The organism is Agromyces archimandritae (assembly GCF_018024495.1).
GTDB lineage: Bacteria > Actinomycetota > Actinomycetes > Actinomycetales > Microbacteriaceae > Agromyces > Agromyces archimandritae.
Window position 1 is genome coordinate 2849795 of record NZ_CP071696.1, and the last position, 21421, is coordinate 2871215.

A 21421-nucleotide genomic window follows, 5' to 3' on the forward strand; every position below is an offset into this window, starting at 1 on the left:
GAACTGATTCCAGGTTGGGGGAGTGCGAGACCGGGGATAGCGGAACGTGGCGTGCACTGCAACTCAGTTGAACTCGAAGGTTCGATACGACGACTGCACGTTGAAGTGCCGACCATCTCTCCGCCGCTGTACGAAGTCCGCGATCGTGTCGACGTCCTTGCCCCGCATCCCAAGCTGGCGGCACTTCGCCCGCACCTGCTCGACGGTGATGCCAGCCCAGCGGTCTGGGCGGTTCATCATGTCTGTGGGCTGTGTCAAGTTCGGTGGACGGTCTGTTTGGTGTTCAGGCCGCGATCGCGGTCTGAGGGTCGTGCTGGGCTCGGACTTCGGCCGGGGTGCGGTATCCGAGGCTCGAGTGCAATCTGCGACGGTTGTAGAACACTTCGATGTACTGCATGACGTGGAACCGTGCCTGCGCTCGGGTCGTGAAGTGGTACCGGTGGTACATCTCGTTCTTCAGCATGCTGAAGAACGATTCGGCCACGGCGTTGTCCCAGCAAACCCCGGTGCGTCCGACCGATAGGCGCACTCCGAGACTGTCGGCGATGTCGGCGTAAGCCTGCGAGGTGTAGACGCTGCCGCGGTCGCTGTGGAAGATCGCCCCGTGCTCGACACGCCCGTGCGCGTGGGCCATGCGAAGGGCGTCGGCGACGAGTTCGGTGCGCATGTGATCGGCCATCGACCAACCCACGACCTCACGGTTGAACAAGTCGATGACGGTGGCCAGGTACAGCCATCCCTGCCCGGTACGCAGGTAGGTGATATCGCCCACCAACCGGGTCCCGGGGTGATCGGCGGTGAAGTCGCGGCAGAGCAGATCGGGGCGTTCGGCGGCGTCAGCGGCGGGGATCGTGGTTCGCTTCCTCGTACGCGGCTGAACGCCGAATAGTCCCGCCTCACGCATGAGTTTCCGGACCAGGCCTTCCGACGCGTGGATGCCGCGGCGGCCCAGTTCGGCCACTACTCGCCGGAACCCGCTGGTCTGGGCCGAGTCGTGATGGATCTGCATGATCAGTTCTGACAGGGCCGCTCGTCGCGTCGCCGCCGGCGAGGCCGTGCCCTGCCGCCGCGCCCACGCGTAGTAGCCGGCGCGAGTAACGCCGAGCATCGAGGCCATGAACTCGACCGTGTGGTTGGCCTTCTCCGCGTGGATCAGCGTGAACTTCACGCTCACCGCTGTTCCCGGGCGAAGAAGGCCGCGGCTTTTTTCAAGAACGCGTTCTCCTCGATCAACCGGCGATTCTCAGCCTCCAGACGAGCGATCCGTGCTGCATCGACCGGCATCGGCGCGGTCTGCGGATCAGGATGCTGCTGCCGGTATGCCTTGACCCAGTACCCCAGCGAGGACTCGTTGATACCCAACTCCCTGGCGACCTGCGCCACCGCACGCTTGCCCTGCACGACGAGCTGGACCGCGTCGGCCTTGAACTCATCCGTGAACTTCCTACGACTCGACGACATCTCGTGAAACTACTTCCTGGTAACAACCGTCAACAGAAAGTGTCACACCCCACTGCTTTGAGCTTGTCTTCTTCATTCCACTTCAGGCCCGATGAGTAGCCCGCGGCCATGGCGGCGACATGCTCGAGGATCGCGTCGACGCCGTTCGGCAGCGGATCAAGATCGACGTGGCGAGTCTGACTCGGCTCGACGGTCCGGCCCGGGTAGAGCTGCACGGGGTTCACATCCGCGATCCACTCCGTCGTCTCTGTGGTGTTCCACTCGATGACGGCGATTGCGTCGGCATCGACGTTCCAGATCTCGTTAAGGTGCTCTCGATCAGGCCAGGCGTAGAGCACGCGTTGCCCGTCGTAGTGGCCGCCACGATGTCCGCGCCACACGTAGTGGGCCACGCGTGGGTGCGACGTCAGACGTGCAAGTGCTGCACTGTCGAACGAGCGTCTTGGGGTGACAACGACAACGGAGCCACCCTCCCGTGCGAGCAACCACTTCACGGCGCGCACGTTCTGCGCCTCTCGCGTGTCGTCTTCACCGAGTCGCGATACCGCAACGGCGACATCACCCATGCCGGCCTCCTTCAGCTTGTATACGAGGCACACGGTATACGTGACCTCCGACATTCGCCTTTGGCGATTCATGGTGCGTTTGCGTCGGACGCACGAGCGCGTTGAGTAGATTGACTTCTGCAACGCATCTCCGCAGATCACAGCGTGACTTGAAGCGCTCGGCCGAGATCGCGAAAGTCGTGAGTCCAAATGGTTGTCTGTACCGGAACGTGGTCGAGTTCCGCTTCAACGTGTGATGTGAGCTGATCCTGCTCCGCGGGCCCCGTCGATCTTCGTGATCGGCGGGGCTTCGTCGCCTCGTTCTTGTCTTTCCGCATCGAGCAATCAGTGCTATCATGGTTGATAGCAAGAGGAGGTGGCTCTGGTGTCATCCATCATCGTGCGTGGTCTCGATGACCACGTGAAGGAACAGCTCGCATCGCAGGCGAAGGAGCACGGGCGGTCCATGGAGGCCGAGGTTCGAGACATCCTGACGAAGGCCGCTCGACGGCCGCACATCGGCATGGCTCTTCTGGCCGTGGCGCGGGATGTCGGTGGGGCCGATGAGCTGCCGATTCCGACGCGCGATGATGTCGCACGGGCGGCGGACTTCGAATGATCGTCCTCGACACGAACGTCATCTCGGAGATCTTTCGGCCCTCGCCGGAGCCTCGTGTCGTCGAGTGGCTCGCTTCGCTGACGGGCGACGTCGCGATCACCGCCATCACTCTCGCGGAGTTGCTTGCCGGTGTCCGAAGGCTCCCGGACGGCCGACGCAAAGACGAGCTGGCGCACGGGATCGAGGAAGCGGTAGCACTGTATCGGGGGAGCCGGTCGGTGCTCGCCTTCGATACTGGCGCGGCGGAGCGATACGCGGAGGTGCTCGCGTCGCGTGAGGCAGCAGGTGCGCCGGTCAGTACCGCCGACGCCCAGATCGCCGCGATCTGCCTGGCGCACGGGGCAACCTGCGCTACGCGCAATGTGAAGGATTTCCAGCACACCGGCGTCGAACTCGTGGACCCGTGGAATGTCAACGCGTGAAGCGTCATTCGATCGAGGTCCTCGCCCAGGACGAGCCTGACCCGCCGATCCTCATCCTGCCAATCGCCCCGCTCGAGCTGTGGCCCGAGGGAGACATCGACCTGCGCGGACGGGCTTGGCAGTCGCTGACTGCAGATGGCCCCACGTGCCGAAACTCGGTGGAGTTCCGGTTCGCCGTATAGTCGGGTGCCGTGCGGCATCGTAACGTCGAGGTGAATCGGAGGCGGAGATGAGACTCCACCATGTTCAGGTTTCCATGCCGCGTGGCGAAGAGGACGAGGCGCGTCGCTTCTACGGAGACGCGCTCGGCTTGCAGGAAGTGCAGAAGCCGCCGTCCCTGGCCGGCCGCGGTGGATGCTGGTTCCGCGCCTTCGACGGGGGAGCCGTCGTCGCAGAGATCCACCTCGGGGTCGATGACCCGTTCATCCCGGCGCGGAAGGCGCACCCGGGTCTGGTCTGCGGGTCGCTGGATGAGCTCGAAGCGACGGCCGCACGCATCGAACGCGGCGGCTACGAGCTCTCCTGGGCGGAGCGGGACACGTTCGAGGGGTACGTCCGATTCCACGCTCGGGACGGCTTCGGCAACAGGATCGAAGTGCTCACGCCTGCGGAATAGGCGTACGTCAGGGAGGGATCCTTCCCGGCATGTCTGCAAATGACGCTCGGATCCCCCTATCTCTCCTCCACATGAGGATTTGTGAACTCTGGTTGCCCCCAATCCTCGATATCGACGGTTGGTCGCTTGGCCTCGATGGCAGGCTCGCCGCATGGGAATCAGATACTACGCATACGCTTTCGACGACGAGTTGACTGGATACGCTCTTGCCGATCCTCGCTCGTTTATCGGCAGAGATCCGCTCGCAGATGCGTGGGGCTTCCCGCCGGGAGCTTCCTCCTGGACGGGGATCACCGGGCAGGCGCTTCCCGAGAGGGACATGCTCTATCTCGACAAGGCTTGGTCGCTTCTGCAGGTGATCACCAGGCCTCGACTCCTCGGCGAGTCGCCGCGGCCTGCCTATCGGATGTTCGAAGGGGACGTTGCGTACTGCGACCTCGGGTGGGATCCCTGGGTGCGAGCCATTGCGCCCGAGGAAGTGGCCTCCATCGCCGACGACCTCGACAGCATCGACGACGAAATCATCCGCACGGCGCTGAGTCGCCGAAGTGATTCGGACATTGAATACGCATGTGACTACTTGACCATAGCGAAGCGCTTCGTACGCGGGCTCGCCGCTGATGGGCGTGGATTCGCGTACTTGATCGGATGAAGTCGCCCCAGTCGGAGCGGGCCCGTGGCTGGTGCCTCCTTCAGATCTGTCCCGGTGGAGATCAGCTTAACGGCTGGCGTTAATGACGATCAGTGTTATACGATGTCATCGTGATCAGATCGTTCGATGACAAGGACACCGAGCGCATCTGGAATGAGCAGTACGTCAAACGAGTCGATCGCAACGTGCAGCGGGCGACCCTGCGGAAGCTGGAGATGATCCATGCGGCCAATGATGTCGAGGACCTTCGGATCCCGCCGGGCAACCGCCTGGAGCAGCTGACCGGCAACCGACGCGGTCAGCACTGCATCCGCGTCAACACGCAATGGCGTATCTGCTTCGTCTGGAGAAACGGAGGTGCAGAAGATGTCGAACTCGTCGACTACCACTGAGGCCGACCTCATCGATCCGATCCACCCGGGAGAGATCCTGATGGAGGACTTCATCGAGGGTTTCGGGATCACGCAGAACAAGCTGGCGGTGTCGATCGGCGTTCCACCGCGGCGGATCAACGAGATCGTGCACCGCAAGCGGGGGATCACCGCTGATACGGCGATCCGTCTGGCGCGCTACTTCGGCACGTCCGAGGAGTTCTGGATGAACCTGCAGTCGAACTACGAACTGCGGATCGAACGACGAGAGCTGCGGGACAAGATCGCCGCGATCACGCCGCTGAAGGTCGCGTGAAGAGACCCGCGCGACGGCGCTACCGCAGCACCCGGTAGCGCAGATGGGTTTCGCTCGCGAAAGCCGAGGTGTCGAGTCGCTCGAGTTCGATGCGCTGCCCCAGACCCGCGAACAGCGAGATGCCGTCGCCCAGGAGGACAGGGGCGACATCCAGGTGGAGTTCGTCGACGAGGCCGAGTCGCAGGCATTGCCGTGAGATGCTTCCGCCGAGGAGGCTGACCCATCCATCGCCGGCCGCCTTCCGAGGCCAGTCGGACCGCCTCGGCGATGTCGTCGACGACGAAGGTGTAGCTCGTGCCGTCGCGCTCGACGGGCTCGCTTGGCGTGCGGGTCATCAGGTAGACCGGGACTTTCAGCATGCCGCCGTACGGAAGCTCGTCGTCCTCGATGGTCCGGGTTCTGTTCGCGCCGCCGACCACGGCGCCGATGCGCCGCATCACGTTCTCCACGACCGTGTCGTCCTCCGGCGCGGACGGGCGGCCGAACATCCAGTCGACGCCGCCGTCGGCATCCGCCAAGTACCCGTCGAGGGTGATGGTCGCGTGGACGATCACGGTTGCCATGGTGCTCCTGTCATGCGAGTCGATGGACTCATCAAGCTACGCGAACGCGAGGCCGCGCCGTGCGGCTTGAGCGGACACACGGCTCGGAGGCGACGGGATCTGCGTATGCCGTACGCCACCCATGTCGTCGCGCATTCGGGCCTCATGCCCGCGGAACGCCCGGTTCGAGGGCGCGGCCGATGACACGGGCGGCTTCGGGGAACGCGCCGGGGTTCGGGCCGGAGTAGTTCAGGCGGAGGTAGGGGCCGGTGGGTTCGGCGGGGAACCAGTCGTCGCCGGTGGCGATGACGACGCCCTGGGCCTCGCACTCGCGGGCGAGCCGGTGCGGATCCGTTCCGTCCGGCAGTCGCAGCCACAGGTTCAGGCCTCCGTCGGGTATCGACTCGAGATGGGCGGCCGGCGCGTGATCGCGGAGGGCGTCGACGAGCAGGTCCCGACGCGCGGCGAGCTGCCGGCGGAGGGATCGCAGGTGCGTGCGCCAGGCGGGCTGGGTCACGACGTCGAGGGCGACCGCCTGCAGCGCGCCGCTGACGTACATCGTCTGCGCGCGGACGTCGGCGAGGATGCGGTCGCGTGCGGGGCCCCTCGCGATAAGCCCGGCGACGCGGACCGCCGGAGACAGGCTCTTGGTGAGCGAGCGCAGGTAGACGATGTGGCCGCTGTCGTCGTGGGCGGCGAGCGGTGCGGCATCGACGTCTATGCCGAAGTCGTGCGCCCAGTCGTCCTCGATGAGGAACGCGCCGTGCTCCTCGACGATCCGGCGCACACGGTCGCCGAGCTCGGCCGTCCAGCGGGCGCCGGTCGGATTCGCGAAGTTCGGCTGCGCGTAGAACGCGCGCGCCCCGGTCTGCGAGAAGGCCCGGTCGAGGTCGCCCGGATCCGGTCCGTTCGGCCCGGCGGGGATCGGGACGAGGCCGACTCCGACCTGGGCGGCGGCGAGGATCGCACCCCAGTAACTCGGCGACTCGATGAGCAGGGGCCGCCCCGGCCCGACGAGGGTTCGGAAGAGGGTGCTGAGGCCGCTCTGGCTGCCCGGGAGGACCACGACGTCGCTCGCGGACGGCGGGGCGAGGTCGACGCGCATGCTCGCGCCGAGCTCCGACGCGAACCAGGACTGCAGTTCGGGCATGCCGGGCGCCGGCGGGCGGCTCACCACGGCATCGCTGCGGGCGACCCGGGCGAAGGCGGCCCGCACCAGCCGTTCCGGCAGGAGTTCCTTGTCGGGGTAGCCGGAGTGGAGGGCGATCACATCGTTCGGGGTCGTGCGGAGCGCCGACGCCCGGCCCGGGATGCGGTTCGGCGGCGAGCCGAGCGCCGCCGTTTGCCAGCCGTAGTCATGGGGGCGGGCGGTGCGGATCGCGCGGACGAAGGTTCCGACGCCGGGTCGCGATTCGGTGAGGCCCTGCCCGACGAGCGTGCCGAGGGCCTTCTGCACGGTCACGGGGCCGGCGCCGAACTGCGCGGCGATCGAGCGCGTCGAGGGCAGCCGTGCGCCAGGAGGAGCGGCGGCGATCCACTCGCGGAGTGCGGACGCGATCCGCTCACTGCTACCGTAGGACATGTCGGAACACGATACCGCTACTCGCAGTTTCTCGAAACCGCTATCGGCGTCTCGACGGGGTCTGCTGTGGGGCCTGCTCGGCGTCGCCGCGTTCTCGTTCACGATGCCGTTCACCCGGGTCGCCGTCGAGGGCGGGGCCATGTCGCCGCTCTTCGTCGGCTCCGGCCGTGCCGTGATCGCGGCGCTGCTGGCCGGCTCGGCCCTGCTCGTCACACGCCAGCCGCCGCCGCGGGGCAGGCAGTGGCTGCAACTCGCCGTCGTCGCCGGCGGGGCGGTGATCGGCTTCCCGCTCCTGACTTCCTTCGCCTTGACGACCGCGCCCGCAAGCCACGGAGCGGTCGTGGTCGCCCTCCTGCCGGCGGCGACCGCCGTCGTCGCCGTGCTCCGCACCGGGGAACGGCCCGCCGCCTCCTTCTGGATCGCCGCCTCCCTGGGGGCGGGCGCGGCCGTCGCATTCGCCGTCGTCCAGAGCGGCGGACTCGGCGGCATCCGCACCCCGGAACTGCTGCTGTTCGCCGCCGTCGTCGCCTGCGCGATCGGCTACGCCGAAGGAGGCCTGCTCTCGCGGGCGCTGGGTTCCTGGCAGACGATCTCCTGGGCGCTCCTGCTCGCCGCACCCCTCATGATCGTGCTGACCGGCGTCGCCGTCGTCCGGGATCCGCCGACGGGCACGATGGTCGAATGGAGTGCGTTCGCCTACCTGGCGGTCGTCAGCATGTTCCTCGGCTTCGTCGCCTGGTACCGCGGCCTCGCCATCGGTCCGATGGCGAGGGTGAGCCAGGTGCAGCTCACCCAGCCGGTCATGAGCATCCTCTGGGCGTGGCTGCTGCTCGGCGAGCACATCGGGTGGCGGACCGTCGCCGGCGGCCTGGCCGTGGTCGGATGCGCGCTCCTCGCCGTGCGTGCGCGGAGCCGGCGCGCCGGGCGACACCCCGGGTAGCGCACCCGCTCAGCGGCGCCCGCCGGCATCATCGCCCGAAGCGCAGCGTCACGATCTGGAACGGTCGCAGCGTGAGCGTCGCCGTCGCCCGCTCGGCCTCGACCGAACTCTCGACGAGGGCGGTGGGGGCGAGCTCGCGCTCCAGCAGATCCGTCTCGTGGATGCCGCTCGCCGCGAATCCGGCGGTGAGCCGCGCAGCGGCCCGCACCCCGAGCGCCTCGTAGAGGCGGACGACCACATCGCCGCTGCCGTCCTCGGCGAGCTTGACGGCCTCGACGACGACGCCCGGCGCATCCACCTCGACGATCGGATCGATCCGGTCCACAGCGACACCCTCGACGAGGCGGACCGGCAGGTTCGCCCGGTAGCCCTCCACGACCGTCTCGGTCATGTCGGCGCCGACCGCGAGCCCGACGCGCAGGGAATGCTCGCCCTGGTCCTGGGCGGGGTCGGGGAAGAGCGCGGCGCGGAGCAGCGAGAGCCCGACGACGCTCACCGTGCCGCCGCCCGGGCGGCCGTGCCGGGTGACATCGTGGCCGTAGGTGGAGTCGTTCACGATGGAGATGCCGAAGTCGGGCTCGGCGACGCGGATCCACCGCTGCGCGACCGTCTCGAAACGAGCCGCATCCCACGAGGTGTTCGTGTGCGTTGGGCGCTCCACATGGCCGAACTGGATCTCGGAGACCGCCGAATCGGTGTGCACGTCGACCGGGAAGACGAGCTTCAGCAGCTTCTGCGTCTCATGCCAGTCGAGGTCGAAGGCGAACGACACCACCCGGGAGCCACGGGCCAGCGAGATGCGCTCGGTCGCCCGCGAATCGCCGAACGCGCGCGTCACGACGATCTCCTCGCCCTCGACGCCGATGCGCTCCACCCCGTCGAGATCGGTGACGTCGGAACGGTGCGTCACATCGACATCCCACGCATCCCACTGCGCCGGCGTATCCCGGTGCAGCTGCAGCAGCCCGGCCGCCTCGCCCGGTGCGACCGCCTCGCGCCCGGTGGCGACGTCGACGGCCGAGACGACGAGCCCGCGGCCGTCGACGACGGCACGGACGATGCCGTTGTCCAGCACCCACCCGTCGCCGTGCGGCTCCGGCATGGTGAGGGCGGCCCCGTCGACGGCACCGCCGCCGAGCGCCGCCACCCCGTCGCGGGCATGCGGCGCGGCATTGACCCGCAGCATCCGCTCACCCTCGCCGGCGAGCGCACGCAGGCTCGACGCGATGACGTCCTCCAGCTCGCGGGCGACTGCGGCGTAGCTCCGCTCGGCATCCCGGTACACCCAGGCGATCGACGAGCCGGGCAGGATGTCGTGGAACTGCAGCAGCAGCACCGTCTCCCAGGCGCGTGCGAGGCGCTCGGCCGGGTACTCGGCGCCCGTGCGCACGGCCGCCGTCGCCGCCCACAGCTCGGCCTCGCGCAGCAGGTGCTCGCTGCGACGGTTGCCCTGTTTGGCCGCGAGCTGGCTCGTGTAGGTGCCGCGGTGGAACTCGAGATACAGCTCGCCGACCCACACCTCCGGCTCGGGGTACTCGGCCTCCACGGTCTCGAAGAAGCCGCGCGGGGTGCTGTGCACCACCCGCGGCGAGCCCTCGAGCGAACCCGTGCGGGCGATCGCCTGCGTCATCTCGCGCGTCGGGCCCCCGCCGCCGTCGCCGTACCCGTACGGCAGCAGCGAAGCACCGCTCACCCCTTTATCGGCGAAGTTGCGTTCCGCATGGGCGAGCTCGGCCGCCGACACCACCGAGTTGTAGGTGTCCACGGGCGGGAAATGCGTGTACAGCCGTGTGCCGTCGATGCCCTCCCAACGGAAGGTGTGGTGCGGCATCCGGTTCGTCTCGTTCCACGAGATCTTCTGCGTGAGGAACCAGCGGGCGCCGGCCGCCCGGGCGATCTGCGGGAACGCGCCCGTGTACCCGAAGGAATCCGGCAGCCACACCTCGGGCGAGTCGATCCCGAACTCGCGCATGAAGAAGCCCTTGCCTGCGACGAACTGGCGTGCGAGCGCCTCGCCGCCCGGCAGGTTCGTGTCGGACTCGACCCACATCCCGCCGACCGGCACGAAACGGTCCTCGGCGACGCGTGCGCGGATGCGTTCGAACAGTTCCGGATACGTCTCCTTGATCCACGCGTACTGCTGCGCCGAGGAGGCTGCGAAGACGAACTCCGGATCCTCGTCCATGAGCGAGAGCACGTTCGAGAAGGTGCGGGCGACCTTCCGCACCGTCTCCCGCACCGGCCACAGCCAGGCGGAGTCGATGTGCGCGTGGCCGACGGCGTGCAGGGTGTGCGCGCTCGCCGCGGCGGGGCGTGCGAGGGCCGGGGCGAGCGCCGCACGCCCGGCCGCGGCGGTGCCGGCGACGTCGTGCGGGTCGACGGCGTCGACCATGCGTTCGAGGGCGATGAGGATCTCGGCGCGGCGCGGCGACCCGGCGTCCAATTGGTCGACGAGGCCCCGAAGCGCACGCGTGTCGGCGAGGAGGGCCGCGACCTCGAGATCGCGGAGCCGGAGGTCCACGTGCCGCAGCGTGTAGATCGGCTCGTCGCCGGCGGTGGCCGGGTCGCCGACGGGCGTCGGGTCGAAGGTGAAGAGGCTGCCGACATCGGGGTTGGATGCGCCCTCGATGAACACGTCGACGGTGCCGTCGGCGGCGACCGCCTCGACGACCGCGTTATTGCGCGGGGCGATGCCGCGCACCGGGCGGCCGTCGGTGCTCCACACCATCGCCTCGCACTGGAAGCCGGGCTGGCCGGCCCTGAAGCCCAGGTCGACGACGACTTCGGCGCGGGTGCCGGCCGGCAGCATCCCGTCGTCGTCGCGCCAGGTGCCGGGCACTTCGCCCCGCACCCGGAACCAGGTGGTGCCCCACGGGCGGCCCCAGCGATCCCCGACCGCGATCGGCCGGTAGGCGCCGCCGGCGGCCTCCTCGAAGGCGACGGGCTCGCCGGGCGCCTCCCAGGCCTCCAGCCGGAGCGGCCGGGCGTCGCGGTGCACCGCGCGTTCGAGTCGTTCGCGGACGAAGCGGTCGATGCGGATCTCGGCGAGGGCTGAGCGGTCGTGCATGGAGGGCGGGGCCTTTCGGTGGATCGGTCGGAGGTCGGAGACGGCGGCGTCAGCCCTTGACGGAGCCGGCGAGCGCGAACGCGCCGCCGGAGAGCCGCTGGACGATGACGTAGAGCAGGATCATGGGGGTCGCGTACAACACCGAGTACGCGGCGAGCTGGCCGTAGGCGATGGATCCGTACTGCCCGAAGAAGTTGAAGATCGACACGGCCGCGGGGAACTTCTCGGCGGTGAACAGCAGCACGAACGGCACGAAGAAGTTCCCCCACGCCCCGGTGAACACGAAGATGAACACGACGGCCAGGCCCGGCCGCATGAGCGGCAGCACGATACGGCGGAGCGCCTGCATCGAGCTCGCTCCGTCGACCCAGGCGGCCTCTTCGAGGGAGATCGGCACGGAATCCATGAAATTCTTCAGCATCCAGATCGCCATCGGCAGCGAGGTGGCCGCCATGAACACGATGACGCCCCAGGTCGAATCGAGCAGCTTCAGCGAGACGAAGAGGGCGTAGACGGGCACCATCATCGCGGTGATCGGCAGGCCGGTGCCGAACAGGATGCCGTACATGAACGAGCGCTGGAAGCGCATCCGGTACCGCGAGAGCGGGTAAGCGGCCAGCACGCCGACGACGACGGTGATGACCGCGGTGCCGAGCGAGATCGCGATCGAGTTCAGCAGTGGCTGCCAGGTCAGCTGCCAGGTCATGACCTTCGCGTAGTTGTCCAGCGTCCAGGTCTCGGGCAGGCGCATCGAGACGGTGGGGTCGCCGTCGAATGAGGCGAAGGCGATCCATAGCAGGGGGATGAGGAACAGGATGCCGACGGCCGCGAGGATGACGGACGACAGCAGGGTGTGCGCGCCGCGTCGCGGGGAGGCGACGCTGACCGGCTTGGCTCGGCGCGCCCGGTGCACGGCGATGGGCGGTGTCCGGGTGACGATGCTGATGGTCGAGGTGCGGTCGCTCATGTCAGTCGACCTCCGGCTTCAGGATCCTGATGTAGACGACCGAGAAGGCGGCGCCGATGAGGAGGGTGACGGTCGCGATGGCGGTGCCGTAGCCGAGCTGCGCGAACTTGAACGCCTCCTGGTAGGCGAGCACCGGCAGGGTCGAGGACTGCGTGCCGGGTCCGCCGCCGGTCATCACCCAGATGAGGGTGAAGACGCCGAGGGTCTGCAGCGTCGTCAGCAGCAGGTTCGTCGAGATGGATCGGCGGATCACGGGCAGCGTCACCCGGGTGAAGCGCTGCCAGGCGCCGGCGCCGTCGATGGTGGCGGCTTCGGTGAGCTCGGGCGGTACTTCGGCGAGGGCGGCGTTGTAGACCATCATCGAGAACGCGGTGCCGCGCCAGATGTTCGCGATGATCACCGTCGCGAGCGGGAAGGAGTAGAGCCAGCTGGTGCCTTCGAGGCCGAGCCAGCCGAGCATGACGTTCAGGGTGCCGTCGGTGGAGAAGAACGCGTAGAGGGCGAAGGCCGCGACGATCTCGGGCAGCACCCAGGCGAGCACGACGAGGCCGCCGACGATGGATCGCAGCGGTTTCACGGAGCTGCGCAGCAGCACGGCCAGGGCCATGCCGAGCACGTTCTGGCCGATCACCGCCGAGGCCAGGATGAACACGACCGTGAGCCACAGCGAGTTCCAGAAGTCGGCCGAGGCGAACAGCTCCGCGTAGTTGTCGAGGCCGATGAACTGCGGGTTCGCGGCGCGCGGGCCGGTCATCGCCCGGTCGGTCAGGGAACCGTAGAGCGAGTAGACGATGGGGCCGAGCATGAAGGCCGCGAGCAGCAGGACGGCCGGCAGCAGCGGCAGGAGCCGAGTGAGGGTGCGGCCGGCGGGCCGCGGCCGGGGGGCTGGCCCCCGGCCGCGGGCGACCGTGCCGCGCGGGGCGACGGCGGTCATGTGCGGGATCAGCCGGCCTGCGTGTTCTCCTCGCCGACGATGCCGACGAGTGCCGAGTCGTACTGTTCCTGCGCCTCGGCCGGGGTCGCCTGCCCGGTGAACACGGCCTCGGTCGCGACCGGGATGTTCGAGGAGATCTGCGAGTAGTCTGGGGTGGCCGGGCGGAAGTGCGTGTACGGCACGAGCGAGGAGAAGAACTCGAACGACGCGTTGTAGTCGAGGTACTCCTGGTTCTCGGCGACGTCGGAACGCACGGCGATCTGCCCGGCCTCCTGGTGGTAGAAGAGGGCGTTCTCGGGGGTGAGGGCCTGGGCGATGAAGTCGAACGCGGCCTGGGGGTCGTCGGCGTTGGCGCCCATCGCGAGCGTCCAGCCGCCCGACATCGAGGTGAAGCCGTCGCCGCCGCCGTCCTGCGTGGGCATCGCGGCGAAGCCGAGGGTGTCGTGCCACTCAGGCCATTCGTTCTCGCCCTCGATCCACTGGCTCGGCAGCCAGGAACCGTCGAGGGCGATCCCGAGGCCGCCGGCGGGCAGCAGCTCGGTGCTCACCTTCGTGCCCCAGTTGGCGTCGAGGGCTGCGGCGGGATCGGGCCCGAGGTCTTCCTTCGCGAGCGTCTCGTAGAAGCCGAGGGCGTCGAGGAAGCCCTTCGATCCCGTGACCCATGCGTTCGAGTCGGTGTCGAGCAGTTCGTCCTCGGTGCCGTAGAGCAGCATCTCGAAGCCCTGCATCGACGTCGCCTCGCCGAGCACGTTCGAGGCGTAGATGTTCATCGGCACGACGTCGGGGGAGGCTTTCTTGATGGTGCGGGCCGCGTCGAGGATGTCGTCCCAGCTCTTCGGCGCCCAGTCGGTCGGCAGCCCGGCCGCTTCGAAGACGTCCTTGTTGTAGTAGAGGCCGCGGGTGTCGGTGCCGAGCGAGACCCCGTAGGTCTTGCCGTCGTCGCCGAGGCCCGCCTGCCTGGAGCCTTCGTCGTAGAGCTCCCAGCCGTCCCAGTCGGCGAGGTAGTCGTCGATGGGCTGCAGGTAGCCGGCCGCGGCGTCGGAGCGGATCTGGAAGGTGTCCTCGTAGATTACGTCGGGGGCCGTGTCGGGCGACCCGTTCATGAGCGCGAGCTTCGTGAAGTACTGGTCCTGCTCGGCTTCGATCGGGACGAGTTCGACGGTGCGGCCCGGGTTCGCGGCCTCGTACTCCTTCTTGGCCGTGTGCATGAGCTCGTCCATCGCGGTGAAGGTCGCGGTCTTCTGGTACGCGACGCGGATAGCGCCTTCGTTCGCTTCGCCCTCGCCGCCGGAGCAGCCCGCGAGGGCGGCGGTCAGGGTGACGACCCCGACCAGACCGAGCACCGTCCGTGTTCTGTTCATTCGCAGCTCCTTTGCTGTGGTGGGCGCGGGGTGCGCCGCTCTTTTTCTAAAGTAAATGGAGTTAAACGTCAAGGGTTTCGACCGGCCGGGTGTGGATCGGGTCACGGCCGGATCCGCGCACCGCAGGCGCTCATCCGATCATGAGGCCCGCCGGCCTCGCCGTGAACGCGCCGTCCAGGACGAGACAGGCCGCACCGACCGCCGCGACATCCGTGTGCAGGCGCGTGCCGAGCAACTCGATGCCGCGCGTCGTGGTCGACTCGGTGCTCGTCGCGAGCGCCCTCGCCAGCCGAGGCTCGAGCGCCCGCGAGATGCGGCTCCACATGGGGCCGCCGATGACGACGACGTCGGCATCGAGCAGATTGTTCATCGCGACCATCGCGCGGGCGAGCGACTCGGCCGTCCGGTCGAAGACCGCCCCCGCCCTCGCATCGCCGGCCAGGGCGCGCTCGGTCATCTCGCCGAGCAGCGCCCGCCACTCCGCGGGCGCGGTGCCGGCGCCGAGGCCGGCATCCTCGATGAGCCGCTCGGGGGCGACGGCGACGCCGAGGCATCCGCGGTTCCCGCACCGGCACGCCGGGCCGCCGGGTTCGACGACGAGATGGGCGACGTCGCCGGCGTTGCCCGTCCGTCCCCGCACCGGCGTCGCATCCACTGCGAGACCGACGCCGACACCCGCCCCGTAGTAGAAGAAGATCGCCTCGCCGAGCCCCTGCGAAGCATCCACCCACAGTTCGCCGACCATGGCCGCCACGACGTCCTTCTCGACCGTCACCGGCAACCCGGTCGCCTGCTGCAGCGAATCTCGGAGCGGCACATGATGCCAGGCCGGCAGCATCGGCGGTTCGAGCAGCGACCCGCGCTCGGCATCGATCGGGCCGGGCGCGGCGACCCCGATCCCGAGCACCCGGTCCCGTCGCACGCCGGCACGGTCGAGGAGTTCATTGGCGCGGCTTGCGAGATCGGGCAGCGGCATGCCGTGCTCCGGCCCGGGATGCGGGGCGTGCTCCTCATGCGCGACGACCGTGCCGGCCAGGTCGACGAGCACGAACGTATCGACCGCAGGATCGAGGTGGATGCCGACGGCGAAACGCGACTGCGGGTTCAGGCGGAGCGGCGTCGGCGGCTTGCCCTTGCCGGCGACCACCGGGGCGCCTTCGACGACCATGCCCGTGTCGACGAGCCTGCGGGCGACGTTGCTGAGGGTCTGCGCCGAGAGCCCGGTGCGCTCGGCCAGTTCGGAACGACTGAGCCCGTCGGCGGAACGCCGGATCAGGTCGAGCACGAGGGTCTGGTTGTAGGTGCCGACGGCGGGGAGGTTGGAACCGCGTCTCATGCAGCGACCGTACGCCACCGCGCCGCCGGCGCGCGCGATTCGCGCGACGGCTAGGTGTACTTCCCCGTGACGTTGTGAACGCGTTGTGAGGGTGTTTGGCCGCCGATGCCGGTGTGGGGTCTGTGGTGATTGTAGTCATGGAGCCAGGTGTCGTAGGCGGCGGTTCGTTCGGCTTCGCTGGTGTAGGGCTTCGCGTAGGCCCATTCGGCGGCGAGGGTTCGGTTGAACCGTTCGACTTTGCCGTTGGTCTGGGGCCGGTAGGGCTTGGTCCACTTGTGCTTCACGTTCTCGCCGAGGGCGTCGGCGAAGGCGTGGGAGCGGTAGCAGGCACCGTTGTCGGTCATTACCGCGGTCACTGTCACCCCGAGGCCGGTGAAGAACGCGTTCGCGCGGTTCCAGAACCCGGCGGCGGTCTCTTTGCGTTCGTCGTCGAGGATCTCCGAGTACGCGACCCGTGAGTAGTCGTCCACGGCGTGGTGCAGGTAGCGGTAGCCGCGTGAACCTGCCGCGCCGGCCCGGGCGGCTTTGTCGCGGGCGAGGCCAGCGTGGCGGTCCTGGGCGGACCCGCGGCCGTGGACGCGCCAGCCGCCGCCGTCGGGGATCCGGCCTTGCTTCTTGATGTCCACATGCACCAACTGACCCGGTTTGGCGACTTCGTAACGCACCGGCTTGGGCTTGCGGACGGGCAGCCCTGTGGCCTGGTCGATGTTCGCCAGCTTCGGCATCCGATACCGTGCGAGCACCCGGCCGACCGTGGAACGGTGCAGCCCCAGGTGATACGCGATCCGGTGCGGCCCCCACCGACGGACGAACCGCAACGCGAGGATTCGCCGTTCTGTCTTGCGCGGCAGCCGGCCCGGTGACGAGTGAGGCCTCGAACTACGGTCGGTCAGCGGCAGGCCGGCGCGGTACCGGCGAGCCCACCGAGATGCCGTCGCCGGCGAACACTGAAAGCGTTCGGCCGCACGGCGGACAGTCCAACCGTCATCGACGATCAGAACGGCAAGACGTCGACGCCCCTCCGGCGTCAAGGGCGCGTTAGCGTGAGTCACGAAGACCTCCGTGGTCAGGACGGTGAGTGTGGTAACCCACATCCTGCCCCGGAGGTCTTCACTACCTCAGCCGTTCACAACCTGTCAGGGAAGTACAGCTAGGGCGTGTTGATCAAGAGGAATCGATGCTCGATCGGTGAGTCTTGATGGGTGACGCGACAGGAGATCTCTGACGAGGTGTGGTCGGTGATGGAGCCGTTGATGCCGACGGTGACCGGGAGGTCGCGGCCGTGGACTAATCACCGGCTCAGTGTCGAGGGGATGGCGTGGAAGTACCGCACCGGCGCGCCATGGCGGGACGTCCCGGAGCGGTTCGGGAAGTGGAACTCGATCTACAAGCGGTTCAACCGGTGGGCCGAGGACGGCACCTGGGAGAAGCTGCTGGCCGAGGTGCAGAAGCAGGCCGACGCCGCCGGGAAGATCGACTGGGTGGTGTCGATCGACTCGACGATCGCGCGTGTGCATCAGCACGGCGCGACCCTGGCCCGGGACACAGGGGGCTCTGCCGAATCACAAGAATCCGTGGTTCGAGCCGCCTGATCATGCGATCGGCCGATCCCGCGGCGGGTTGACCACGAAGCTGCATCTGGTCGCCGATGGGCGCGGCAGACCGCTCGGCATGGTGGTCACCGGCGGGAACGTCAACGACACCACGATGATGACCGCTGTGCTCGACGACATCCGCGTGCCACGTGCGGGGAAGGGCCGACCACGGACCAGGCCGGCCCGAGTGCTCGCGGACAAGGGGTATCCGTCGAAGGCGAACCGGGCCTGGCTGCGCGAACGCGGAATCGCCGCGACGATCCCCGAACGCGATGACCAGATCGCGCACCGCCGCAAGAAGCCCGGCCGGCCGATCGACTTCGGCGACCAGCAGCAGGAGCGATACAAGGGCCGCAACGTCGTCGAACGCTGCTTCAACCGGCTCAAGCAATGGCGTGGAATCGCGATGCGCTCAGACAAGCTCGCCCGCAACTACCGCGCCGGCATCTGCCTCACCGCGACCCTGATCTGGATCAAGACCGACTTGATCAACACGGCCTAGGGCCGCACGCCCTCCGCAAGCCACCGGATGACGCCGGCCGCGGGGCCGGCGGGGGCGCTGCGCCACCCGGTTCCCGCCCAGAGGTGGAGGCGGTCGGCGTCTCCGGCCGCGCCGGCGGCCTGACGGAGCGGGCTGGTGAGATGGTGGACGGCCGGGTACGCGGTCGGTGCGGATGCGCCGTGCCGTTCGGCGAATCCGTTCCGCAGTGCGCGGGCGGGCCGGCCGGTGAACGCGCGCGTCAGCACCGTCTCGGTGAACGCGGGGTCGGCGAGCGCTCGCGCGTGGGTCGGGGAGGTGCCGGCCTCGTCGGTGCGGAGCAGGAGGGTGCCGACGGCGACGCCGTGCGCCCCGGCATCCATCAGACGGCGGACGGCGGCCGGCCCGTCCACGCCGCCTGCCGCGATCACGGGGAGGCCGACGGCGTCCAGCACACGGCGGACGAGGGCCGCCGTGTCGCCCGGCTCGGGATCGCGGGCCGGGTCGAAGGTCGCGCTGTGGCCGCCGGCATCGAATCCCTGCACGACCAGGCCGTCGACTCCGGCATCCCGTGCCGCTTCGGCCTCGGCCGGGGTCGTGACGCTGGCGAGCACACGGCTTCCCGCGGCCTGGAGGCCTGCGATGTCCGCGGGTGCGGGCAGTCCGAAGGTGAGGGAGACGAGCGGAGCGGGACGGTCGAGGAGCAGCGCGAGCTTCTCGGCCCATCGGTCGTCGTCGGCGACGGGGGAGGGATTCGGCTCGAGCCCGTACTGCGCCGCCTCGCCGCGCACCTCTTCGGCGTACGCCGCGAAGGCGGCGTCATCCACGGGCTGGTCCGAGGGGACGAACAGGTTGACGCCGAACCCGACGCCGATCCCGCGGACCGCTTCGATTTCGGCCGCGAGCGCTTCGGAGGTCTTGTAGCCGCCGGCGAGGAACGGGAAGCCGCCCGCCGACGCGACCGCCCGAGCCAGCGCGACCGTCGACGGCCCGCCGGCCATCGGGGCCGCCGCGATCGGCAGCGGTGAGGTCAGCAGCGGATCGGGCTCGGGGCGCCCGTACATCAGTTGATGATCTCGGCGTTGCTCTCGTGCAGGGCGGTGAGGCGCTCCCGCCAGGTCTCGAGCGCCTCAGAGCTCAGCCGGGTCCAGTCCGCGACCTCCTCGACGACGAGGAGCGGCGCGCTCGTCCGGTAGGAGCGGGTCGGGTTGCCGGGGAACTTCTTGTCGGTGACGTTCGGGTCGTTCTCGTACGACCCCGTGGGTTCGACGAGGTAGACGTGCGGTTCGGAGCCGTCGGCCCCGAGCATCGCGGCGATCTCCGCGGCGAGGCCCGCGCCGTCGCGGAGGGCCGTGAAGTAGACGTGGTTCATGATGATCTCGGGCCGGTAGTTCGACGGATGCCCCGCCGCGGCATGATCGCCGGGCCGCAGCACCGCCCGGGTGCCGTGGAAGAACGGGCCGTCGTCGAGTGGATCCGCCATCGCAGCAGTCTCGCACGCTCCGGCGCGGATGCGCCCGGAACCCAGGCGCTGTTCGCGCCCTTCCCGATGGCCTGAGCCCGGACACCCGGCGGAGGCGGATCGGCGACCCCGGACGGGGAGCCGATCCGCCTCTCGGTGTGTGGATAGTCGGTTCAGCGCATGACGGCGGCGACGGCGCCGATCTCCACGAGCGCGCCGGGCACCCCGAGACGGGCGACGAAGGCGGCCGTGACGAGCGGCGGCTCCTCGGCGGCGATCTTCGCGGCGATCGCGCCGTACGCGGCGCCGATATCGGTGCCGTCGGCGAGCAGTACCGTCCACTGCACCACATCGGCGAGCCCGGCGCCTGCCGCTTCGAGGGCGGTACCCGCGTTCTGCAGCGCACGGAGCGCCTGCTCGGCGACATCGCCCTCGCCGACGAGGCGGCCCTCGGCATCCACCGCGTTCTGGCCGCCGACGTAGACCGTCGTCGCCCCCGGCGGAACGACGGCGACATGGCTGAAGGCCGGGCTGTACACGAGGCCCGCGGGCCTCAGGCGCTGGATCTCTTCCATGCGCGCATCATCCCACCGGCCGCCGACATTCCTCCGGGAGCGTGCGAATCCGCCGGGCAGCCCGCTGGGCTTCAGGGGCGCGAGCTGACCGCCGGAACCGGTGCGTCCTCGGCGCTGAGCCGCGGCTCGCGGCGGAACTCCGGGCGCAGCCCGGCCTTGTCGGCGTAGAACGCGCGGATCCGATCCATGTCGGCGCGCACATCGCCGCTCAGCTCGAACGTCGGCCCGAGCCCGGTGGTCATGGTCGTGCGGTCGACGTAGCCGAGCGTGACCGGCATCCCGGCCTCCTGCGCGATGCGGAAGAAGCCGGACTTCCAGTTGCCGGTCGCCCGGCGCGTGCCGTCCGGGGTGACGACGAGGCCGAAGACCTCGCCGGAGCGGATGCGGCCGAGGACCTCGTCGACGACCCGCGAGGGGTCGTCGCGGTCGACGGGGATGCCGCCGAGGGCGCGCATGATCGGCCCGCGCCAGCCGGCGAACAGGCTCTTCTTGCCGAGCCAGCGGATGGGGATCTCGAGCCGCCAGGCGATGGCGAGCATGAGCACGAAATCCCAGTTGGAGGTGTGCGGGGCGCCGATGAGCACGGTGGGGCGGGTCGGCGCGGGTTCGCTGCGAAGCGTCCACCGACTGCACGCCCAGAAGACACGGGAAAAGAGTCGACGGAACATCAACCCACCGTATGCGGGAGGGTATGGCGTTTCCTGCATATGCCGGTTCACCTGCCGCCTCAGCGGCCGGGTCAGCTCCCCGGTACGGCGGGTGCGGATGCCGGTGCGCCCCGGCATCCGCACCCGGCATGCTCAGGTGAGCTTGATGGATCCGCCGTCGGCCATGATCGTCTGGCCGGTCACGTACTGCGAGGCCTCGCTTGCGAGGAAGACGACGACGGGGGCGATGTCGTCCTTCGGGTCGCCGAGGCGGCCGAGCGGCACGCCGTCGACGACCTCCCGGTATTCGGCGGGGAACGCCTCGGCCCACTGCGCGATGCCCGGGGTGAGGGCGATGGGCGAGACGAGGTTCACACGGATGCCGTCGGCGGCCCATTCGTTGGCGGCGACGCGGGTGATCGCGCGGATGCCCTCCTTCGCGGCCGCATAGGTGACCTGGTTCGGCAGGCCCTTGATGCCGGCGCCGGAGGCGAAGTTCACGATCGCGCCGCGGGTCTTCACGAGTTCGGGGTAGGCGGCCTGCATGAGATGGAAGGTCGCCATCATGCCGGTGCCGAGCGAGAGGTCCCACATCTCCTGCGTGGTCTCGACGATCGGGGCCTGCTTGGAGGCGTGCGCGTTGTTGACCAGGGCGTCGAGGCGGCCGAACCGTTCGACGGCGGCCGCGACGATCGCCGGCGCGTTCTCGGCGACGGCGATGTCGGAGCGGAGGTAGGCGGCGTCGCGGCCGTCGGCGAGCTCTGCGACGAGGGCTTCGCCGGCTTCCTGCGGGACGATGTCGACGACGAGGACCTTCGCGCCCTCGTCGAGGAAGCGGCGGACGATGCCCTGGCCGATGCCGCCGGCGCCGCCGGTGATGATGGCGACCTTGTGTTCGAGTTGCACGGTGTTTCTCCTTGTTCCGCCGGGCGG

Annotated in this window: 25 protein-coding genes; 9 read left to right on the forward strand and 16 right to left on the reverse strand. The window is 69.0% G+C overall.

Annotated features, from left to right (window positions below):
- Positions 1 to 63: 63 nt before the first annotated feature.
- The 3 genes from G127AT_RS13090 to G127AT_RS13100 form a co-directional block, all read right to left on the reverse strand.
- Positions 64 to 240, reverse strand: a complete 177-nt coding sequence (locus G127AT_RS13090; protein ID WP_210897573.1) for a hypothetical protein — start codon at positions 238 to 240, stop codon at positions 64 to 66.
- 43 nt (positions 241 to 283) lie between these two features.
- Positions 284 to 1461 (reverse strand): IS3 family transposase gene (locus G127AT_RS13095; RefSeq protein WP_425305853.1). Its coding sequence is split into 2 segments (ribosomal slippage): positions 284 to 1203 and positions 1203 to 1461, totalling 1179 coding nucleotides; the frame shifts between segments, so codons are not numbered across the junction.
- Positions 1462 to 1490: 29 nt separating this feature from the next.
- A complete protein-coding gene (locus tag G127AT_RS13100; RefSeq protein WP_210897574.1) occupies positions 1491 to 2027 on the reverse strand; it encodes a hypothetical protein in 537 nt (178 codons plus the stop codon).
- 364 nt (positions 2028 to 2391) lie between these two features.
- Here G127AT_RS13100 and G127AT_RS13105 point away from each other — a divergent pair, with 364 nt between their 5' ends.
- From G127AT_RS13105 to G127AT_RS13130, 6 genes are all read left to right on the forward strand, one after another.
- The gene (locus tag G127AT_RS13105) at positions 2392 to 2625 is read left to right on the forward strand and encodes a FitA-like ribbon-helix-helix domain-containing protein (RefSeq protein ID WP_210897576.1); all 234 of its coding nucleotides are present in this window, start codon (positions 2392 to 2394) and stop codon (positions 2623 to 2625) included.
- A complete protein-coding gene (locus tag G127AT_RS13110; protein WP_210897579.1) occupies positions 2622 to 3047 on the forward strand; it encodes a type II toxin-antitoxin system VapC family toxin in 426 nt (141 codons plus the stop codon). The genes G127AT_RS13105 and G127AT_RS13110 overlap by 4 nt, the downstream gene beginning before the upstream one ends.
- A gap of 229 nt (positions 3048 to 3276) precedes the next feature.
- Positions 3277 to 3663: a VOC family protein gene (locus G127AT_RS13115; protein WP_210897551.1), complete on the forward strand. Its 387-nt coding sequence runs from the start codon at positions 3277 to 3279 to the stop codon at positions 3661 to 3663.
- A gap of 151 nt (positions 3664 to 3814) precedes the next feature.
- Positions 3815 to 4315 carry a hypothetical protein gene (locus G127AT_RS13120; protein WP_210897581.1) on the forward strand — a complete coding sequence of 167 codons (501 nt, stop codon included), beginning with the start codon at positions 3815 to 3817 and terminating at the stop codon, positions 4313 to 4315.
- Positions 4316 to 4425: 110 nt separating this feature from the next.
- Positions 4426 to 4707: a type II toxin-antitoxin system RelE/ParE family toxin gene (locus tag G127AT_RS13125; RefSeq protein WP_210897583.1), complete on the forward strand. Its 282-nt coding sequence runs from the start codon at positions 4426 to 4428 to the stop codon at positions 4705 to 4707.
- Positions 4682 to 5002, forward strand: a complete 321-nt coding sequence (locus G127AT_RS13130) for a HigA family addiction module antitoxin (protein ID WP_210897585.1) — start codon at positions 4682 to 4684, stop codon at positions 5000 to 5002. The genes G127AT_RS13125 and G127AT_RS13130 overlap by 26 nt, the downstream gene beginning before the upstream one ends.
- 19 nt (positions 5003 to 5021) lie before the next feature.
- Here G127AT_RS13130 and G127AT_RS16160 read toward each other — a convergent pair whose 3' ends face one another.
- Positions 5022 to 5201: a dihydrofolate reductase family protein gene (locus G127AT_RS16160; protein ID WP_342344070.1), complete on the reverse strand. Its 180-nt coding sequence runs from the start codon at positions 5199 to 5201 to the stop codon at positions 5022 to 5024.
- A 158-nt stretch (positions 5202 to 5359) separates the two neighbouring features.
- Between G127AT_RS16160 and G127AT_RS16165 the strand changes: the two genes are divergently transcribed.
- The gene (locus tag G127AT_RS16165) at positions 5360 to 5635 is read left to right on the forward strand and encodes a hypothetical protein (protein WP_244857573.1); all 276 of its coding nucleotides are present in this window, start codon (positions 5360 to 5362) and stop codon (positions 5633 to 5635) included.
- A 72-nt stretch (positions 5636 to 5707) separates the two neighbouring features.
- Here G127AT_RS16165 and G127AT_RS13140 read toward each other — a convergent pair whose 3' ends face one another.
- Positions 5708 to 7126, reverse strand: a complete 1419-nt coding sequence (locus G127AT_RS13140; protein ID WP_210897587.1) for an aminotransferase-like domain-containing protein — start codon at positions 7124 to 7126, stop codon at positions 5708 to 5710.
- Between G127AT_RS13140 and G127AT_RS13145 the strand changes: the two genes are divergently transcribed.
- The gene (locus G127AT_RS13145) at positions 7125 to 8066 is read left to right on the forward strand and encodes a DMT family transporter (RefSeq protein ID WP_210897589.1); all 942 of its coding nucleotides are present in this window, start codon (positions 7125 to 7127) and stop codon (positions 8064 to 8066) included. The two genes, G127AT_RS13140 and G127AT_RS13145, sit on opposite strands and share 2 nt — an antisense overlap.
- Before the next feature lie 28 nt (positions 8067 to 8094).
- Here G127AT_RS13145 and G127AT_RS13150 read toward each other — a convergent pair whose 3' ends face one another.
- The 6 genes from G127AT_RS13150 to G127AT_RS13175 form a co-directional block, all read right to left on the reverse strand.
- Positions 8095 to 11133, reverse strand: coding sequence for an alpha-mannosidase (locus tag G127AT_RS13150; RefSeq protein ID WP_210897591.1), 3039 nt, complete (start codon positions 11131 to 11133; stop codon positions 8095 to 8097).
- Between the two features lie 49 nt (positions 11134 to 11182).
- Positions 11183 to 12100 (reverse strand): carbohydrate ABC transporter permease, encoded by a 918-nt coding sequence (locus tag G127AT_RS13155; RefSeq protein WP_210897593.1) that lies wholly within the window; start codon positions 12098 to 12100, stop codon positions 11183 to 11185.
- Between the two features lies 1 nt (position 12101).
- On the reverse strand, positions 12102 to 13034 hold the full coding sequence (locus tag G127AT_RS13160) for a carbohydrate ABC transporter permease (protein WP_210897596.1): 933 nt from the start codon (positions 13032 to 13034) through the stop codon (positions 12102 to 12104).
- A gap of 8 nt (positions 13035 to 13042) precedes the next feature.
- Positions 13043 to 14395, reverse strand: coding sequence for an extracellular solute-binding protein (locus G127AT_RS13165; RefSeq protein ID WP_210897598.1), 1353 nt, complete (start codon positions 14393 to 14395; stop codon positions 13043 to 13045).
- Between the two features lie 130 nt (positions 14396 to 14525).
- Positions 14526 to 15731: an ROK family transcriptional regulator gene (locus tag G127AT_RS13170; RefSeq protein ID WP_210897600.1), complete on the reverse strand. Its 1206-nt coding sequence runs from the start codon at positions 15729 to 15731 to the stop codon at positions 14526 to 14528.
- A 50-nt stretch (positions 15732 to 15781) separates the two neighbouring features.
- Positions 15782 to 16783, reverse strand: a complete 1002-nt coding sequence (locus tag G127AT_RS13175; RefSeq protein ID WP_210897602.1) for an IS481 family transposase — start codon at positions 16781 to 16783, stop codon at positions 15782 to 15784.
- Between the two features lie 189 nt (positions 16784 to 16972).
- Here G127AT_RS13175 and G127AT_RS13180 point away from each other — a divergent pair.
- A protein-coding gene (locus G127AT_RS13180) for an IS5 family transposase (protein ID WP_425305903.1) occupies positions 16973 to 17828 on the forward strand; the annotation gives its coding sequence in 2 pieces (ribosomal slippage) (positions 16973 to 17290 and positions 17292 to 17828; 855 coding nt in all).
- On the opposite strand, the gene G127AT_RS13185 is transcribed toward G127AT_RS13180, so the two are convergent.
- From G127AT_RS13185 to G127AT_RS13205, 5 genes are all read right to left on the reverse strand, one after another.
- Entirely contained in the window at positions 17825 to 18868 is a 1044-nt protein-coding gene (locus tag G127AT_RS13185) for an NAD(P)H-dependent flavin oxidoreductase (RefSeq protein WP_210897604.1), read from the reverse strand. The two genes, G127AT_RS13180 and G127AT_RS13185, sit on opposite strands and share 4 nt — an antisense overlap.
- Positions 18868 to 19287 (reverse strand): NAD(+)--rifampin ADP-ribosyltransferase, encoded by a 420-nt coding sequence (gene arr / locus G127AT_RS13190; RefSeq protein ID WP_210897606.1) that lies wholly within the window; start codon positions 19285 to 19287, stop codon positions 18868 to 18870. The genes G127AT_RS13185 and arr overlap by 1 nt, the downstream gene beginning before the upstream one ends.
- A gap of 152 nt (positions 19288 to 19439) precedes the next feature.
- Positions 19440 to 19841: a RidA family protein gene (locus G127AT_RS13195; protein ID WP_210897607.1), complete on the reverse strand. Its 402-nt coding sequence runs from the start codon at positions 19839 to 19841 to the stop codon at positions 19440 to 19442.
- A gap of 71 nt (positions 19842 to 19912) precedes the next feature.
- A complete protein-coding gene (locus G127AT_RS13200; protein WP_210897609.1) occupies positions 19913 to 20509 on the reverse strand; it encodes a 1-acyl-sn-glycerol-3-phosphate acyltransferase in 597 nt (198 codons plus the stop codon).
- A gap of 132 nt (positions 20510 to 20641) precedes the next feature.
- The gene (locus G127AT_RS13205) at positions 20642 to 21394 is read right to left on the reverse strand and encodes an SDR family NAD(P)-dependent oxidoreductase (RefSeq protein ID WP_210897611.1); all 753 of its coding nucleotides are present in this window, start codon (positions 21392 to 21394) and stop codon (positions 20642 to 20644) included.
- Positions 21395 to 21421 lie beyond the last annotated feature (27 nt).